Annotated in this window: 19 protein-coding genes, 2 tRNA genes and 1 pseudogene; 4 read left to right on the top strand and 18 right to left on the bottom strand. The window is 39.1% G+C overall.

Translation table 11 applies throughout. The features are described from left to right. Nucleotides 1–16: 16 nt before the first annotated feature. The 4 genes from BW961_RS07125 to BW961_RS07115 form a co-directional block, all read right to left on the bottom strand. Nucleotides 17–886: a DUF4373 domain-containing protein gene (locus tag BW961_RS07125; RefSeq protein ID WP_068582733.1), complete on the bottom strand. Its 870-nt coding sequence runs from the start codon at nt 884–886 to the stop codon at nt 17–19. A 119-nt stretch (nt 887–1,005) separates the two neighbouring features. Further along, a complete protein-coding gene (locus BW961_RS30355) occupies nt 1,006–1,170 on the bottom strand; it encodes a hypothetical protein (RefSeq protein WP_156510107.1) in 165 nt (54 codons plus the stop codon). Between the two features lie 17 nt (nt 1,171–1,187). Continuing rightward, on the bottom strand, nt 1,188–1,469 hold the full coding sequence (locus tag BW961_RS07120; RefSeq protein ID WP_068582729.1) for a helix-turn-helix domain-containing protein: 282 nt from the start codon (nt 1,467–1,469) through the stop codon (nt 1,188–1,190). A 25-nt stretch (nt 1,470–1,494) separates the two neighbouring features. Further along, nucleotides 1,495–1,707, bottom strand: coding sequence for a helix-turn-helix domain-containing protein (locus tag BW961_RS07115; RefSeq protein ID WP_068582724.1), 213 nt, complete (start codon nt 1,705–1,707; stop codon nt 1,495–1,497). A gap of 209 nt (nt 1,708–1,916) precedes the next feature. On the opposite strand from BW961_RS07115, the pseudogene BW961_RS31870 reads away from it, so the two are divergent. The 4 genes and pseudogenes from BW961_RS31870 to BW961_RS07100 form a co-directional block, all read left to right on the top strand. After that, nucleotides 1,917–2,123: pseudogene (locus BW961_RS31870) on the top strand (helix-turn-helix domain-containing protein); the annotation flags it as partial. Between the two features lie 139 nt (nt 2,124–2,262). Beyond that, nucleotides 2,263–2,718: an ImmA/IrrE family metallo-endopeptidase gene (locus BW961_RS07105; RefSeq protein ID WP_326112169.1), complete on the top strand. Its 456-nt coding sequence runs from the start codon at nt 2,263–2,265 to the stop codon at nt 2,716–2,718. 80 nt (nt 2,719–2,798) lie between these two features. Then, nucleotides 2,799–2,975, top strand: a complete 177-nt coding sequence (locus tag BW961_RS30350; RefSeq protein WP_156510106.1) for a hypothetical protein — start codon at nt 2,799–2,801, stop codon at nt 2,973–2,975. A 3-nt stretch (nt 2,976–2,978) separates the two neighbouring features. Beyond that, on the top strand, nt 2,979–4,181 hold the full coding sequence (locus BW961_RS07100) for a tyrosine-type recombinase/integrase (RefSeq protein WP_068582715.1): 1,203 nt from the start codon (nt 2,979–2,981) through the stop codon (nt 4,179–4,181). A 96-nt stretch (nt 4,182–4,277) separates the two neighbouring features. Here the strand turns inward: BW961_RS07100 and BW961_RS07095 are convergent. The 14 genes from BW961_RS07095 to leuB form a co-directional block, all read right to left on the bottom strand. Further along, a tRNA-Gly gene (locus BW961_RS07095) sits at nt 4,278–4,348 on the bottom strand. Between the two features lie 13 nt (nt 4,349–4,361). Further along, a tRNA-Pro gene (locus tag BW961_RS07090) sits at nt 4,362–4,435 on the bottom strand. A gap of 332 nt (nt 4,436–4,767) precedes the next feature. After that, a complete protein-coding gene (locus tag BW961_RS07085) occupies nt 4,768–5,727 on the bottom strand; it encodes an aldolase catalytic domain-containing protein (RefSeq protein ID WP_068582710.1) in 960 nt (319 codons plus the stop codon). 124 nt (nt 5,728–5,851) lie between these two features. Next, a complete protein-coding gene (locus BW961_RS32120; protein ID WP_483189019.1) occupies nt 5,852–6,070 on the bottom strand; it encodes a hypothetical protein in 219 nt (72 codons plus the stop codon). Continuing rightward, nucleotides 6,045–8,087 carry a ferrous iron transport protein B gene (feoB, locus tag BW961_RS07075; protein ID WP_068582705.1) on the bottom strand — a complete coding sequence of 681 codons (2,043 nt, stop codon included), beginning with the start codon at nt 8,085–8,087 and terminating at the stop codon, nt 6,045–6,047. The genes BW961_RS32120 and feoB overlap by 26 nt, the downstream gene beginning before the upstream one ends. Nucleotides 8,088–8,167: 80 nt before the next feature. Beyond that, nucleotides 8,168–8,404 carry a FeoA family protein gene (locus BW961_RS07070; RefSeq protein WP_068582702.1) on the bottom strand — a complete coding sequence of 79 codons (237 nt, stop codon included), beginning with the start codon at nt 8,402–8,404 and terminating at the stop codon, nt 8,168–8,170. Between the two features lie 18 nt (nt 8,405–8,422). Beyond that, the gene (locus BW961_RS07065) at nt 8,423–8,638 is read right to left on the bottom strand and encodes a FeoA family protein (RefSeq protein ID WP_068582699.1); all 216 of its coding nucleotides are present in this window, start codon (nt 8,636–8,638) and stop codon (nt 8,423–8,425) included. A gap of 271 nt (nt 8,639–8,909) precedes the next feature. Next, a complete protein-coding gene (locus tag BW961_RS07060; protein WP_068582696.1) occupies nt 8,910–10,211 on the bottom strand; it encodes a DUF4129 domain-containing protein in 1,302 nt (433 codons plus the stop codon). After that, nucleotides 10,208–11,329, bottom strand: coding sequence for a DUF58 domain-containing protein (locus tag BW961_RS07055; protein ID WP_068582692.1), 1,122 nt, complete (start codon nt 11,327–11,329; stop codon nt 10,208–10,210). Before BW961_RS07055 ends, BW961_RS07060 begins: the two co-directional genes overlap by 4 nt. 3 nt (nt 11,330–11,332) lie before the next feature. Next, nucleotides 11,333–12,301, bottom strand: coding sequence for an AAA family ATPase (locus tag BW961_RS07050; protein WP_068582689.1), 969 nt, complete (start codon nt 12,299–12,301; stop codon nt 11,333–11,335). Nucleotides 12,302–12,455: 154 nt separating this feature from the next. After that, nucleotides 12,456–13,556, bottom strand: a complete 1,101-nt coding sequence (locus BW961_RS07045; protein WP_068582687.1) for an ATP-binding protein — start codon at nt 13,554–13,556, stop codon at nt 12,456–12,458. 228 nt (nt 13,557–13,784) lie between these two features. Then, entirely contained in the window at nt 13,785–14,192 is a 408-nt protein-coding gene (locus tag BW961_RS07040) for a hypothetical protein (protein ID WP_068582684.1), read from the bottom strand. Nucleotides 14,193–14,421: 229 nt separating this feature from the next. Further along, nucleotides 14,422–14,961, bottom strand: coding sequence for a peroxiredoxin (locus BW961_RS07035; RefSeq protein ID WP_068582681.1), 540 nt, complete (start codon nt 14,959–14,961; stop codon nt 14,422–14,424). Nucleotides 14,962–15,107: 146 nt separating this feature from the next. Further along, nucleotides 15,108–16,187, bottom strand: a complete 1,080-nt coding sequence (leuB, locus tag BW961_RS07030; protein ID WP_068583437.1) for a 3-isopropylmalate dehydrogenase — start codon at nt 16,185–16,187, stop codon at nt 15,108–15,110. Between the last annotated feature and the right edge of the window lie 126 nt (nt 16,188–16,313).

Here is a 16,313-nt window from a genome sequence, read left to right as displayed (position 1 = left end):
TTCATTGATTTGATTTTTATCTATTTTCATTTTGCTTGTTTGCCTGAATTTCCTTAGCAAATTTCATATACTCTTCAAATTCTTCTTCAGAAGGTGTATGTGACCCCACTGATTCAGTAACAATTGGAATTTTTGGTTTGTTGCTGGTGCCAGTGTTCGGTTTGAAGGCTTTGGCACCACGGTACTCTTCTTCATCCATTCTTTTAACGACCCAATTTAAAATAGCCATGTAATCACTTTTATAGGCCTTACCACTGGCTCCCTTGTAATTGTTCAAGATGTCTATCATTTTTTTCGCCTTCTCTTCTCCGTATGAAGAAATGAGTTTGTCATATTCAATTTGAGAGAGGGAGACGAATTCAGCGAATTTGATCTTTGGTATAATCTCTTTTTTATTTCCTTTACTTTCATTTACTTTCCTTTCCTTTACTTTCCTTTCCTTTCCTTGCATTGCATTTGCATTGCTAGGAGTATGCATTTGCATACTATTTGCATCAATAGGATCTCCATCGACCCCTTTTTCCTTATCCCATCTAACTTTTGCCGCGGCTGAGCGTTTCGCTTTTACTTCTTCACGCTTATCCATTCGGCGTAACAATGAATTGCTCCAAAAAGAATCCCCGTCACTCTCAAATAGTTTGAATTCTTGGATACAGTCATTCACAAACTCTTCAATTCGCTTGCAATCTGATTGCAATTGCAATGCAAATGCATTAAATGTGTATTTGCCTTGGATGTCTAATTTGTAGTCGGATGAATCTCGCATCATCTCAATCAGCATCCAGTACCATCCGTAGCCCTCAGCCCCGTACACACCGCGCATTGCTGATATCTTAGGATCGTGACGAGCGTTGCTATCATGCGAAAAATAATAGGCATCTTTCATGTGCCTTCTTCACCTCTATCTTGGCAGTAGCGATTTTATATGATAAAATAGACCTAATTATATTTTCCAAGCCGATCACGTTTGCAGACGTGGTCTTTTTTTTTGTAATATCGAACCATTCATTCTATCACCTCCGTTCTTCGCAACTCAGTTTCTAACTCCGCGATTAAATTATCCAACCAGTCTGATCCGGCATCCATCAAGCAAGCCTCACCCTTCATCCGAAGACATTCATTCAGCCGCAATCGAGCAGCACAACGTTGTTCTAACCGTTTAATGGTCATACTCACATCCCCCTCTTTCAAGCACCATTTTTTATAAGAATCCTAGAAATATGAGAGTTAATATCAATTTGCCTAAAGTACACATTCCCACGTTGCTTAAAGAATGGTATTTCATTATTTTTCACCATTCTCCGAAGAGTTGAAGAGGATACTTTTAAGTACCTCCAAGCCTCTTCGAAATCAAATATATTAGCATGAAGCATACGCTCAATTTCAGGCTGAAGTTCTGCAAGAATCTCTTCACGTAGACTGGTTTTTATATCGAAGCGTAGTGCTTCAATGAATGATGTTGTTTCCAAGTCGCGACCTCCTAAGTCAAGAAATTTATACTGTGTGTTGATCACTTGAAGAGAATAGATATTCAATCTCGCAATCCGGAAAAAATATTTTTTTTATACCTGACGCTTCATCATAGTAAAATCTCGATTTTCCATTGATCTTATCGCTGACTGTTGCGCGTCTCGTACCCAGTGCAGTTGCTAAATCTGAAATCAATACTTTTTTTCTTTTCATCTCTGCGCGAAGGTTTTCGTACAATACCGCCACCCCCTTTTCTGCTTATGAACGCATCTGCGTTTGTCTTGAATCAAACTATAAACGTTATTGCGTACATAGTCAATCATTATTTCAGCAATATGTACGACATAGAGTATAAATTGGCTTTACAAGGGGTAATCTATCATGTAATATGTACTAGTGTACGGAATAGCGTATATTGAGTTGAGAATTGAAAGGTGGATATTAAAGTGGAAAAAGCCAAAATATTGTCTGATTTGATAGAAAAAAAAGGAATAAGTAGACGTGCGTTTGCTGAGGCTGCTGGAATACCTGCTACAACATTACAATCAATGCTAACCCGTGGTGTTGGGCGCGCATCTATAGATAGTGTCATCAAAGTATGTAAAGGGCTCGGAATTACTATAGATCAGTTAGAGAAAATGGCAGCTGGAGAAACTGAAGAATTTGAAACTATCGCTGCGCATAAGGAAGGCGAAGAATGGACAGTAGAGGAACTAGAAACTATTAAAAAGTTTAAAGAATTTGTAAGGTCACAACGGGAGCAAGACAAAAATCATCAGGGGTGATTACATAGTGTATGATGTTCTTTTACAACAAGCTGATCCAGTTAAAGTTTTTGAGATGACTATGCCTACTTCAGTTAAAGGATTATATACAGACGGGATAATTTGGATAAACAAAAACCTCTCTACACTAGCAGCAAAAAGGTGTGTACTAGCGGAAGAATTAGGACACCACCACACATCCTATGGAGATATATTGGATCAGGATAATGTCAGTAGTGTAAAGCAAGAAAAGAGGGCACGTGAATGGGCATATGTCGAGTTAGTCCCTATCAAAGCATTCGTTGAAGCGCATAAATTAGGAATAAGAAACAAGTATGAACTAGCTGATCACATAGATGTCACAGAGGAATTTTTGGATGAATCTATTGAATTCTATCAACGGAAATTCGGTAATTGTACGACATATAATAAAAAGTACATAATCTATCTGGAACCACTTGGCGTATTAGAATTATTCGAATAACTTTCGTGCTTTCCAGCCGTGAGGTTGTTTATTATATAGCAAAAAGAACATACATTCTATTTAAGGGGGTGAAAAGGAAAATGGTTACTAATCCAACCAAAACAGGAAGTAAAATTATACGTATGGGTTCTGAAGGAAACATGGTCAAGATACCTGTATTTAAACGCGTATACATCGATAAAAACAAGAAATTAATCGGGGAACAAGAAGGAACAGGGTATCTCTTCCTTATAGCGGATTATGGGAAGGAGAAATAACCAATGGCATACACAGAGCACCTTGGAGGAAATAAGTACAAGTTAGTAGTCCGTGATCCTTCAAAGGTAACAAAGCCCCGCAAAAATTTGAGCGTTGAAGTCCCGGCAGCGATAGCGAAGTCGGAACGCAAAACACAACAATGGCTTACTCTTGAGCTTGCCAAATTTGCGGAGCTAGTAGAATCAGGTAACTTTATAAAAGCAGATAAAATAAGTTTTGCTAATTTCATACCAAAATGGAAACAAGGTTACGCTGATCAAAGCATGGGAGAGTATACACGAAAGAATACCATGGCAATAGTCAACAGTTACCTAATTAAAGAGTTTGGGGAAACCCGTCTGGATCAGATAAAGACTCTGCATCTAGTTACTTTTTTTTCTGAACTGGTAAGAAAAGATGGGAAGCCAATGGCTACAAATACAAAGCTCAATATTTACAAAGCAACCAAAAGTATATTTGATGCTGCCCATGAGTGGAACTTAATAAAAGAAAATCCCATTGTTGGAGTAAAACGCCCTAGTGTAAGTAAAAAGGAAAAAAAAGAAATGCGGGGTAAAAAACAGTCATACAATTGGGCTGAGGTAGAGAAGCTTCTTGTTGCTCTCTACGTGCTCCCGAGAGGTTGGAGGTTGTATTTCACTGGTGTCATGCTTGGAGGTTTCAGACGCGGTGAGTTACTAGCCATAGAGTGGTCTAATAGTTTGGACTACGCTTCTAATAGTATTTATATCGAGAACCAAATAACATTTGATGAACTTGGCAAAAAAATTGAAGGAGAAGTAAAAACAGCGGAATCTGAGGGATGGGTAGCCATGCCAAAGTGGTATATGGATGAATTAAAACTGTTTCATCGAGAATGGAAAAAGGAAAAGATGCAATGTAAGCAATGGCTAGGTGAAGAAAAGCAATATATATTCCATGGAGGAAATGGAATGATGTACTACCCAACTACCCCAACAATGACTTGGAGGCGGTTTCTCAACAAAAATGATCTTGCACATGTGAAGCTCCATGGACTAAGACATACTGCTGGGATGTTACTCCGAGAAAGCGGTGCAGACCTCAAGACGATCCAAGAACGGCTAAGGCATACAAAACTAGGAACAACAGCAGATATCTATACCCATAAGTCTGAGTTAATCAGTCGTACTGCTGCGGACCAGTTAGAGGGGTTGAATCCAAACCGTGTACAAATTGCCCCATGATCTGCCCCATGAATGGGGAAGAGTCAACTACTTGTCGAATTTTGGGCAAAGAAAAAACCCTTTCGCGAGAAGGGTTTCCAGTGCTTTTTGGATAAAAGCGGGTGATGGGAATCGAACCCACGCTATCAGCTTGGAAGGCTGAAGTTCTACCATTGAACTACACCCGCATTAATAAAAGAATCGGGACGACACGATTTGAACATGCGACCCCCTGGACCCAAACCAGGTGCTCTACCAAGCTGAGCTACGTCCCGACATGTCTAATGACTCAATAAATCTTTAAGAGTACGAGAAATAATATACCACATATAGACCTCAACAGCAACTATATTTTATATCGTTCTCATTAATTAATCATCGAACTTGCGCTCTTCATTGTGTTGCGTCTTCTTTATTCTCTCTCGTTATATATATGATCTATACATCACAATATTCATCGTTTAGCTTATGTGTTCATACAAATATAGCCCATTATTATTTCCATCTTAATCACCACATATAAAAAGGCGTATCCAATGATCTTCTCATTAGATACGCCTTTATGAAATCCTATGTAGCACAGAGCAATAAATCAATCAAAAAGCTCTTATTTCTTTTCAAATGTCACTTCAGGAGTCATCAATTTATCATAGAAATCTACAGATTTATCTTTATTCTCTGATGCTCTTAACGCCATTGCGGATCGTGGATGCTCATCAAGCGTTCCTGTAATCATGTATGGAATGATATATCCCCACTCTTCCTTCTCACGTAAAGGAATCATCAACTGTTCGATCACATCAAGTACAGGACGAAGCTTGTACTGCGTGTTCTTCAACTGCGATACAAGTAGCTCTGTAGGACAGTTACCTGCTGCACGACCCATTCCATATACAGAAGCGTCTAACAATTCAACGCCCTTCTCTGAAGCAATCAATGTGTTAGAGAAAGCAAGTTGTAGGTTGTTATGTGCGTGAATACCAAGACGTTTATTTGGTAAATGAGTCTGGAACTTCTCTACCAAGAACGTAATATCCTTATGATCCAGACTTCCGTAAGAATCCACGATATAGACGATATCAACAACACTTTCTTTAATCATCTCAAATGCTTCAACAAGTTCATTCTCCATAACATTAGACAGAGCCATGATATTTAGTGTTGTCTCATATCCACGATCATGGAATGTTTGAATTAATTGGAGAGCCTTGTCCACATCTTTGATATAACAAGCTACACGGATAAGGTCAATCATGCTCTCTGAGCGATTCGGAATGTCATTCTCATCTACACGTCCAATATCAACTAGAGCAGAAAGCTTCGTGAATCCCTTTTGAGGAATAACTTTTCTAAGAAATTCATCATCTAAGAATCTCCAAGGTCCCGCGTCCTCTGCACCCTTAAGTAATTTAGGAGAATTCTTATATCCAATTTCCATATAGTCAACGCCAGCTTCATTTAAACCAGCGTATAATTTCTGGACAAATTCAATACTGAAATCCCAATTATTAACTAGACCTCCATCACGAATGGTACAGTCTACAATTTTACTTTGATTTAATTTCATCGAACTAATCTCCTCTCACCTTTACAATATTACTTCATCATACTTGAATCAAGAACACGATGTAAAGGGTATTAAACATACGAATCGAACATTTCCACCCTAACTTTTCAGTAATCCATTTTTATTACGTATCACGATGTGGACAGGAACAATTCGTAGTCTCTTGTAATGAACAACCCGAGCAGGTTGTTTCTCCCTTCTGAAGGCGTCTTACATTCTTCACAACGATAACGATAACCAGAGAAAAGATTAATCCCCCCAGAATCCAATTAATCAATAGTATCGCCTCTCTCTCAATATAAATATACGTTTGACGATCAACCAAGACCAAGCAACTTCCCACCCTGATAGACGATAAAAGAGACAATCCACGCCGTAGCCGTCTGGTATCCTACCGTAAATAACGTCCACTTCCATGAATTCATTTCTCTCTTAATCGCAGCAAACGCAGCAATACAAGGCATATATAATAGCGTGAATGTCATAAATGCGTAAGCCTTCAGCGGCGTGAAATAAGTCTGAAGCGAAGCCATAAGTTCCACGGAACCTTCTCCTACTTCACCTAGATTGTTTAGGATCCCCATAGTAGCTACGACTGCTTCTTTTGCAACAAAGCCGGTTAGAAGAGCAACGGATGATCTCCAATCTCCGAAACCAAGCGGAGCAAAGAATGGCGCTATAAAGGTCCCTACAGCTCCAAAAATACTACTACTGACCTCATCCACCATATGGAGTGAGAAATCAAACGTTTGACCGAACCAAATAATGACCGATGCCGCAAAAATAACCGTTCCAGCCTTCTTAATAAACCCTTTGCCACGATCCCACATATGAATCATCAGACCTTTAAATGTAGGAATACGATAAGGAGGAAGCTCCATAACGAAGGCTTCTGCTTCACCTTTAAAGAGCGTCTTTCGGAGTAAAACACCTGATAATATGGCAATAACCATCCCTAATAAATAAAGAGAGAATATGACCAAGCTCTGAGCATTCGTAAAGAATGCAGCTGCAAATAGTGCATACACAGGAAGACGTGCTCCACAGGACATGAAGGGAGTCAATATAATCGTCAACCGTCTATCTTTCTCATTCTCCAAAGTCCTTGTAGCCATAATGGCTGGAACACTACATCCAATCCCCATAATCATAGGGATGAATGATTTACCGCTCAGTCCTATTTTTCTTAATAATCTGTCCATCATGAAAGCCGCTCTAGACATATATCCACTGTCTTCTAGTATCGCTAGAAAGAAGAATAGAATCATAATCTGAGGTACGAACACAAGAATACTCCCAAGACCTGCGATGATCCCACCTACAATGAGAGAGTCCAACCATTCTGCTACTCCTGCACCGTGAAGTAATGTAGTCACTGCATCTGCTAACGTCACGTTAATGAGATGATCAATATAATCAATGGTGAACGTGCCAATAAATCCAAAGGTGATCGTGAATACCACATACATGATAAGTAGAAACAAAGGAATAGCAAAAATACGATGCGTTAAAATTTTGTCCATTTTATCAGAGACGGTTAGTCCACCAACACTTAGTTTCTTTTTAACTGATTTACTAACGACTTTGGAGATGAACTGATACCGTTGGTCCGCTACGATCGTCTCCATGTCACTGTCATATTCTTGTTCCAACTGACTACGTATTTCGCAGATCGCATCTATTAACTCACGATTCGGCTTAATGTTAGCTGTAACGATTTCATCACCTTCAAGTAACTTTACGGTTGCAAACCGTGATGGATACATCTGTCCAAGCATAGGAGTAATGAGCTCGCTTAACTCTTCCAAGCTCTTTTCAATTTTCTCTTCGAATAACGCTATCGATCCGGCCAATTGCCCTGATTCTACACTTTGAGCCACTTGAAGTGACTTTTCAATCAACTCTTTAGTACCCTGAGCTTTGTTAGCTGAAGTTGGAATGACAGGTACACCTAGCTGTTTCTCTAACCGAGGAATATCAATTTGGTCACCTCTGGCTTCAAGAGCGTCCATCATATTAAGTGCGACAACAACCGGTATCCCAAGCTCAATCAGCTGGGTTGTTAAATACAAATTCCGCTCAATATTAGTCGCATCCACGATATTGATGACCACATCCGGTCTTTCTTCCAATATGTAATTTCTAGAAATGATTTCTTCTAATGAATACGGTGATAACGAGTATATTCCTGGAAGATCTATGACCTTAATATCTTCTTTGAATCTTCTAGCTCTGCCCTCTTTCTTCTCTACCGTTACGCCTGGCCAGTTACCCACATGCTGTGTGCTCCCAGTGACCTCATTAAACATTGTTGTTTTACCACAGTTCGGGTTTCCCACAAGCGCAAATCTGAACGCCATTCCTCTGACCCCCTACAAGATCACTGAGAATAATTCTCAATATTTGATATGTTTTAAAAGCTACCGATGGTGAGCAGCTTTTAGCTCTCAAGCTTTTTGATCATAATATTGCTTGCATCTGCTTTTCGAAACGTTAATTCATAACCTCTAATATTCACCTCAATGGGATCCCCCATCGGAGCTACCTTTCGAACTAGAATCTCCGCACCACGGGTAACACCCATGTCCATTAAGCGTCTTTTCACCGGTCCTTCTCCGCACACACGGACAATAACTACTTTATCTCCAGGTCTACATTCCTTCAAAGATATCTCCATCTCTATTCCCCTTTCAAGCTACACCCGAACTAACAATTGCTGTGCAATCCCTTTACTAAGAGCCAGTCTTGAATCCTTCACGTTCACAATTAGATTTCCACCATTCTCTGAAATGACCGTAACTAAGGCGCCCGGAACCATTCCTAATCCTTCTAGAAATTTTCTAGTTGATTCTTTAGCTCTACAAACATTAATAATGGCTGATTTACCTAGAGGCAACATTGTTAAAGGCATTCCTCAATCCCCTCTCTTATTCAACTATTTCGTATTCCAATTCAGTAGAGTAATATTACTAACAATACTTACTCCGTTTCTCCCTGTGAGATTGATAACCAGTATCAATATTAATGTCCTAAACATACTGATTTTCTCTAAAGATTGTCTGTGACAAAACTCATACCTATGACGTTCTAACAACTACGGAATTAAAAAAAATTGCCAAGCCCTTTTTAACATTGGCTTAGCAATTAGCAATCCTTCATTAACATATCATTGAATATGAACTTTATTTACTGTCTTTCAAGTGATCAATCGCACCTTTCCATTGATGGTCTTCAATCGTCTTGTTCCCATAACGTACATCATTATAAAGTGAGGTAATATTGTTCACTGCAGAAGTAGATAGCACCGATTCTCCATTCTTATTCCCTTCCAACAGAAATGCGATTTCATTGGGAGTCTGAGAAGTTGAGTATTCTAACCCCTCTCGAATAGCTCTTTGAACCATACTTTTATAGTAGTAACGAACTTTTCCGTGAGGATTATCTGGTAATATATTTCTCTTACGTCTAAATGAAAATGATCGACGATTTTTTTCAATCTTCTCAATCTTATCCCTATAAGTGAAAATGTCCTTTACTTGAGTGCGGGAGTCACCTCTTTTGGAATAAAGCTTTGCTATGAATTGCCCTATTTTCACGGTGATGAACCGTACTATTCTGAATAAAATATATAGAACGACTAACGCAATAATAACTTTTACCGTCCAATATATTAAGTCCATCCATATCGTGGGCCCTGCTTCCTTCGCAGCGCCTTCTTCTATTGGAAACAGTTCAGGAATGGGTGCAGATTCGGGATTAATAGGTTTAGATCTTTGATTCATCATGTCAATAATTCTACTTAACCAATGAGCAAATTGATTCCATAACCAATACAATCCTTGACTTAATTGTGTAAACGCTCCAAAGATCACCATACCAAGGATAACCAAAATACTCCATCCACGATTTACTCGTACAAATCCTCTGAACGCGCCTTGTTGAGTAGAATGATTACTTAATGTTTCCCTACGAACCTGTTGTGAGTTGAGTTGAAGTATCCATGAACAAAGAGAGATTAACCCTGCCACATATAAAGAACCGGCATCTATGGCCGTTAGAGACAGGTTATAAGAAAATATAGAAAGAACTAACGTACATCCGATGCCTTGTAATTGATACATCGGCGTGAAGGTAACTTTCCAACCTTGTTCAGTAAGTCTATTTCCTCTAAATGCTACTCCTATCAGAACCACACATAATACCCAACCTCGTATTCCTGTATTGAACTGACCTGTACCTGCAAAGATCACCCCTCCTGCAAGCAATATACAAACCCAGTTCATCCATCGCTGTCTCGTTCTTAAGAGAAGTGGAATTAAAATTCCGCAGGCCCCAGCAATCCACATCATTGAAGCAATGTACAAGGATGATGACAGTAGTACATAATGACTTATGACTACAATAATGGCATAGTATGCAGCTAATTCAAAAAACACAGTCATCGAAAGCGTGCTGAATGCTGTTATTCTTTTGCCAATATTCATGAAATAACCTCCTGCATCCTCTCACCCGTGGACACTACGTCAACGACTGGAAGAACCATAACACTATTGCCTCTTGAGCGAAGACGCCATATCAGTTCTTCTATGGCTTCGGAAACATGACCCGTAATCATGAGATAGTCCCATGTCTCCCCATCAACTCTCATATCTAGCTCATCTTTGAGAAATTGCTCAAAGGAATGCAGACACTTCATTTCAACTTGAGCCATCGCCTTCAATATGTCATCTAAATGGGATTTCCCATATCCCGGGGCTATACGTATCGCTTGCATCGATTGACTCCCATGGATCGCATTATGTCCAAATCCTACTTTCATTCCCTGTTGAATAAGGTAGGAAGCAGCCGTCGCTGCGTATGATAAAGCCTGCTCTATCATTTCTGGATTACTTACCGCATTCCACATTTGCTCATTAACTTGAACATTTACATACACGATGACTTCAGGGTTTGCGGTATACCCTTGTTTAAAGACTTGCAATTGTTCCGCCCGTGCACTTGCTTTCCAATGAATACGGTTCATAGGATCATTTCCCGTATACTCTCTTGTACCTAATATAAGAAACGGATCCTCTACTACCCAGCGAGACACTTCTAGATCTCCTTGCCAAGTCCGATAGGATGCTGGCATATTATCAATAGATAATAATGTTGGATACACATATAATGATACATTCACAGGTACTAATTGTGTTGAAGAGAATAATCCTATGAGATCGCCACCAGACATCGACACTGTCTCTAAAGAATATAGACCTCGATTTAATGCTATGAATGGATGTTCCCTTGTAATTTTGTTATAGGGTTTCAACGTAAATACGCTTCGATGATTCTGATATATGTTACCTTTGCTAATCTGTATGACTTCCTTAGATAGAAATGAAAAAGATGCAGGCAACATGGCTTCCAACCTCAACCAGATGATGGGTATCCATTTTTCATTTGAGATGACTTCAATCATTTCTAATGAATCACCGGCATAACAATGATCCTTAGTCAAATGACGAGAGTAAGAAATGTCTCTTAACACAGGGATACCGAATATAATACCTTGGATGAGAAGGACAAGAAGGCAAGCACAACATAACCATACAAAGGTCATAGATTACCTCACACTGCTTTCGATTTGATCCTCGCTCGGAACTGGAACATGATGTAGTATTTCCTGTAGTAGCTGTTCTGCTCGTCCTTCCTGTTGTTGAAGACGATTTCTAAAAACCAATCGATGCGACAATACCGAAGGAACCATATGTTTAATATCATCTGGCAGAACATAATCCCGGCCTCTCACAGCTGCAAATGCCTGCACAGCTCGAAGTAAAGCTTGTGTCCCGCGAGGACTTACCCCAAGTGATACATCTGTATGATTTCTAGTAGCTTCTGCGATCTGAATAATATACCGTAAGAGATCATCCTGTATTTGTACTGACAAATAGAATTCTTGCGCTTCAACAATATCTTCCTGTGAGACGACAGCCATTATTTTTTGGCTTACCTCTAACGTAGTAGTACGCTTTAATATTTCAATTCCTTCGTTCATAGAAGGGTATCCTAATTTCATCTTAAGCATGAATCGATCCATTTGTGCTTCTGGAAGAGGGAATGTCCCTTGATTATCTATCGGATTCTGAGTAGCTAGAACTATAAATGGTCGTCCAAGGATATGAGTTTCTCCATCGACACTAATCTGGCGTTCCTCCATACATTCCAACAGACTCGCTTGTGTTCGAGGAGTAGCACGGTTAATCTCATCGGCGAGCACCATATTGGCGAACAGTGGTCCGGGACGAAATTTGAAATCGCCCTCTTTTTGATTATAGAAGTTAATTCCCGTCAGATCAGATGGTAGTAAGTCAGGGGTAAATTGAATTCGTTGAAAAGAACATTCCATCGACGCAGATAATGTTTTGGCTAATAACGTCTTACCCGTTCCCGGTACATCCTCGAGGAGTACATGTCCCGAAGCAATGATAGCTGTTAACAGCAGTTCCACTGCTTCATCCTTGCCAACAATGATACGACTAACATTGTTCTTCAATTTATTAGATAATTCTTGAATATGTTGTACTTTCATCAAGGCCATCTCCTTAGGAAACCGTTTACATTTCATTCTCCCATTTCTAGCTAAATCCTCTTTCATTATAGCATTTAGCCATCCTCGATATATTAAATAACTTAAAAAAAAAGCACCTCCATTAACAATCAGAGATACCGCTTAAACGTTCTATTTATATATGTGGAAGTGTTATCTTGAAATGTGTCCCTTCCCCCAAATCACTATCCACGGAAATAAATCCTCCATGATTTTTTATAATCCGATAACTCACAGAAAGACCTAATCCTGTCCCACTTTCCTTCGTCGTAAAAAAGGGATCAAACAGGCGAGACAATGTATCATAATCCATGCCTTTCCCATTATCACAGATGTGAATCTCTACATTTTTGTAAACTTGTTCAATATGAATTTGAATCATTCCATTATGTTCATGGCCCAAATCTTCAATGGCATCCATTGCATTTTTAATAATATTTAATATAACTTGTTTAATCTGTTTCGTATCAACCGATATATATAAAGGAAGTTCCCTATCTTGCAGAGTGATTTGACAGCCATTCATCAACGCTTCACTTTCGGTAAGAAGGACTACGTCCTTCAATAAAGATGACACATCAATAACGGACATTTGTGGTGCTGATGGCTTTGAGGAATTTAAAAATTCACTAATAATATCATTAGCTCTATCAATCTCCGTCAAAATAATTCTTGCGTATTCATCTTTACCTATCTGCAGTAAGTGAGGTCGTAACAATTGAATAAACCCGCGAATCGCTGTTAATGGGTTTCGAATTTCATGTGCGATAGATGCTGAAATTTTACCTAACATCGCTAGTTTATCATTCTGATATGCTGTTTGCTCGATTTGCTTATAATCCGATACATCCTTAGCGCTCAGTAAGAAATCTCCATTCATTTGATCTCCATACGTCACCGTAAGGAGCCAATGACCTCCCCGATCATCGGAAAATTCATGATGTTTTTTGCGTTGAAAAATAGTCTCACGATATATCCTAAGTAATCTCCGTTTGTTCAACCGGCTTAATTGGGGGTGTCGTAAGATCTCCGTTAGCGTGCACCCGATGAGGGCAGAACGGGGTATTTCGAGTAGTTTGGCCATTTGTACATTAACAAACGTTAGCATCCCATGACTGTCAAAGAGAATAATTCCACTATCAAGGTGTTCAAGTATGTTCTCATATTTATCCTTAACAAGTTGTGTTGATTGAAATGTCTGAAGTGATTTTAATAATGTTTCTTGGATTTCACTCAACTCGACTTCCCCCCTTTTATCAGGAATGATACATAATCATGCCACAGACGACTTTTTCCATATTTTTCATACATCAATCATAGCCAGAGTCGAGGAAAAACGTCAATCAGAGATACTGTCGAAAAAGATAAGATAAAGGACTACACTATAAACTATTCAATTTTCAACATAATAAAGAGCCTTCGCAAAGGCGAAGGCTCTAAGGAAAACGTATTTTTCAATACGAGATTATGCTTTATTTTGAAGGCGCAGTCTTCGTTGACTCATCACAGCAAGCCTTGTTTTAAGTTCTCTCTCCCACTTCTCATCTTCCAGTGTCTTAGCAACTGCAAGTAAATCCAAAGCCATATCGATTTGATTCTGAATCATATTTTTTGGATCCTCAGTTTCGCGGTTTACTACATTCTCAAAAATAGCCTCTTCATCTTCCGTCACATAATCTTGAAAGTCCACCTCAAAGGCGCCATCTCCATGTGCATATTCTGCAAGGATCTCATACTCATTCTCTACTTTGTAATGAACCTCTACCCGATGACATACTGGACAAAAAAGTAGGGGAACATTATGGACTTGGGTGCGGTAATGCTTCAAAGTTCCTTTGGTTCCAACCATACTCGCTCCACAGCAAAAACTCATTATAGTTCACCCTCCTCAGATTTCATCTTTCATGCTATAAGTTATTCTTTGAAAAGGCTCACAATACCTCTTTTTTTTCTTATATATATTTTATATATATTCAACACTATTTTAAAGTTTCAAACAAATTCTTTCTTTCGATAAAAACACCCCTTAACCGCCATTTAATAGCAGGTAAGGGGGTGTTTGTTAGTATGAGGATATCAATAATTAGATTAAATATTATTACTTACAGGTTCTTGTCACCAGGTTTCCAATTCATTGCACATAGTCCGCCGGATTGTAGAGCTTGAAGAACACGAATTGTTTCTTCTACGCTACGACCTACATCGTTATGATTAACGACTTGGTATTTCAATTCGCCTTCTGGATCAATGATGAACAAACCACGAAGCGCGATACCTTCTTCTTCAATAAGGATACCATAGTCACTAGCAACCTTTTTAGTAATGTCAGAAGCCAATGGGAAGTTAATGTTACCCAATCCGTTGGAATCTTTAGGTGTAGTCAACCAAGCTTTATGACTGTGAATGGAGTCCGTGCTTGCGCCCAATACTTCTGCGTCTAAAACTTTGAATTGACCATAAGCATCACTTAATGCTGTGATCTCAGTTGGACATACGAATGTGAAATCCAAAGGATAGAAGAACAATACAAGCCATTTACCACGATAATCGGACAAGCTCACTTTTCCGAAATCTTTACCATCTCCAGTAACCATCTCCATTGCAAAATCTGGAGCTGCCTTACCAACTAAACGTTCTGCCATGATTCAAATTCCTCCTTAAAATATGTAAGAGAAAATATGCTATTCTCTTGTTTATTGTGTCAAAAAACTACAATATAAATGTTATCATTCAGAGAAATCAAAGTCAAGATTAAAGCTATTATTTATTTATAATTATTATAAATAACTTATTTTTTCATTGCTGCAAGGATTAAATCACCCATTTGGCTTGTTCCAATTGCTTTACTCTTATCTACTGCAATATCGCTAGTACGATGACCTGCATTCAATACTTCAGCTACAGCTTCTTCTATAGAGTTAGCAGCATCTTCATATCCGAATGTTATGCGGAACATCAATGCGAGTGAGAGGATCGTTGCAATTGGATTTGCCAATTCTTGTCCAGCGATATCTGGTGCAGAACCGTGTACCGGCTCATACAATCCGTAACTTCCTTCACCCATAGATGCGGAGGATAACATTCCGATTGATCCAGTTAACATTGCCGCTTCATCGCTTAGAATATCTCCGAACATATTCTCTGTTACGATAACATCGAAGCTAGAAGGACGACGTAGAAGTTGCATCGCACAGTTATCAACAAGGATATGCTCTAGTTCAACATCTGGATATTCCGGTGCAAGACGGTTTGCAACTTCACGCCATAAGCGGGACGTTTCAAGCACATTCGCTTTATCAACAGAAGCTAACTTCTTACGTCTTTTCTGTGCGATCTCGAAACCTTGGCGGATAATACGCTCTATTTCGGTTACATTATAAACACATGTATCAACCGCTTCTTCACCTTGATCACCTTGACGTCTGAATTTCTCTCCGAAATAAATACCACCCGTTAACTCACGAACAACCATTAAGTCTGTACCTTCTAGTACTTCCGGCTTCAACGTTGATGCATCTTTCAAGCAATCAAAGACAACGGCAGGACGTAGATTTGAGAAAAGTCCTAATTCTTTACGAATAGCAAGTAATCCAGTCTCTGGGCGAAGCTCTTTTGGATTGTTATCCCATTGAGGTCCTCCAACCGCTCCAAGAAGGACTGCATCCGCATTCTTACAAATATCTAATGTCTCTTGTGGAAGAGGCGTACCCTTCTGATCAATTGCGATTCCACCAAATAATGCATGCTCTGTTTCGAAGCTATATCCAAAAAGCTCTTCCGTACGTTTCAATACTTTCAATGCTTCTGCAACAACTTCTGGTCCAATTCCATCTCCGGAAATGACCGCTATTTTCTTAACTTCTGACATCATAATCGCTCCTCTTTATATAAAATACACTGTTTTATTTCACCTATATACTGTTGTATCATACTTTCTATTGATTTGACAAAGATATAGAATCTATGAGATTGATAGTTTTCACCTATAAGCAAT

The sequence above is a fragment of the Paenibacillus macquariensis genome (assembly GCF_900156375.1).
Classification (GTDB): domain Bacteria; phylum Bacillota; class Bacilli; order Paenibacillales; family Paenibacillaceae; genus Paenibacillus_AQ; species Paenibacillus_AQ macquariensis.
Note: the sequence above shows the minus strand (reverse complement) of the source record. Positions and strands in the feature narration are given on the sequence as shown.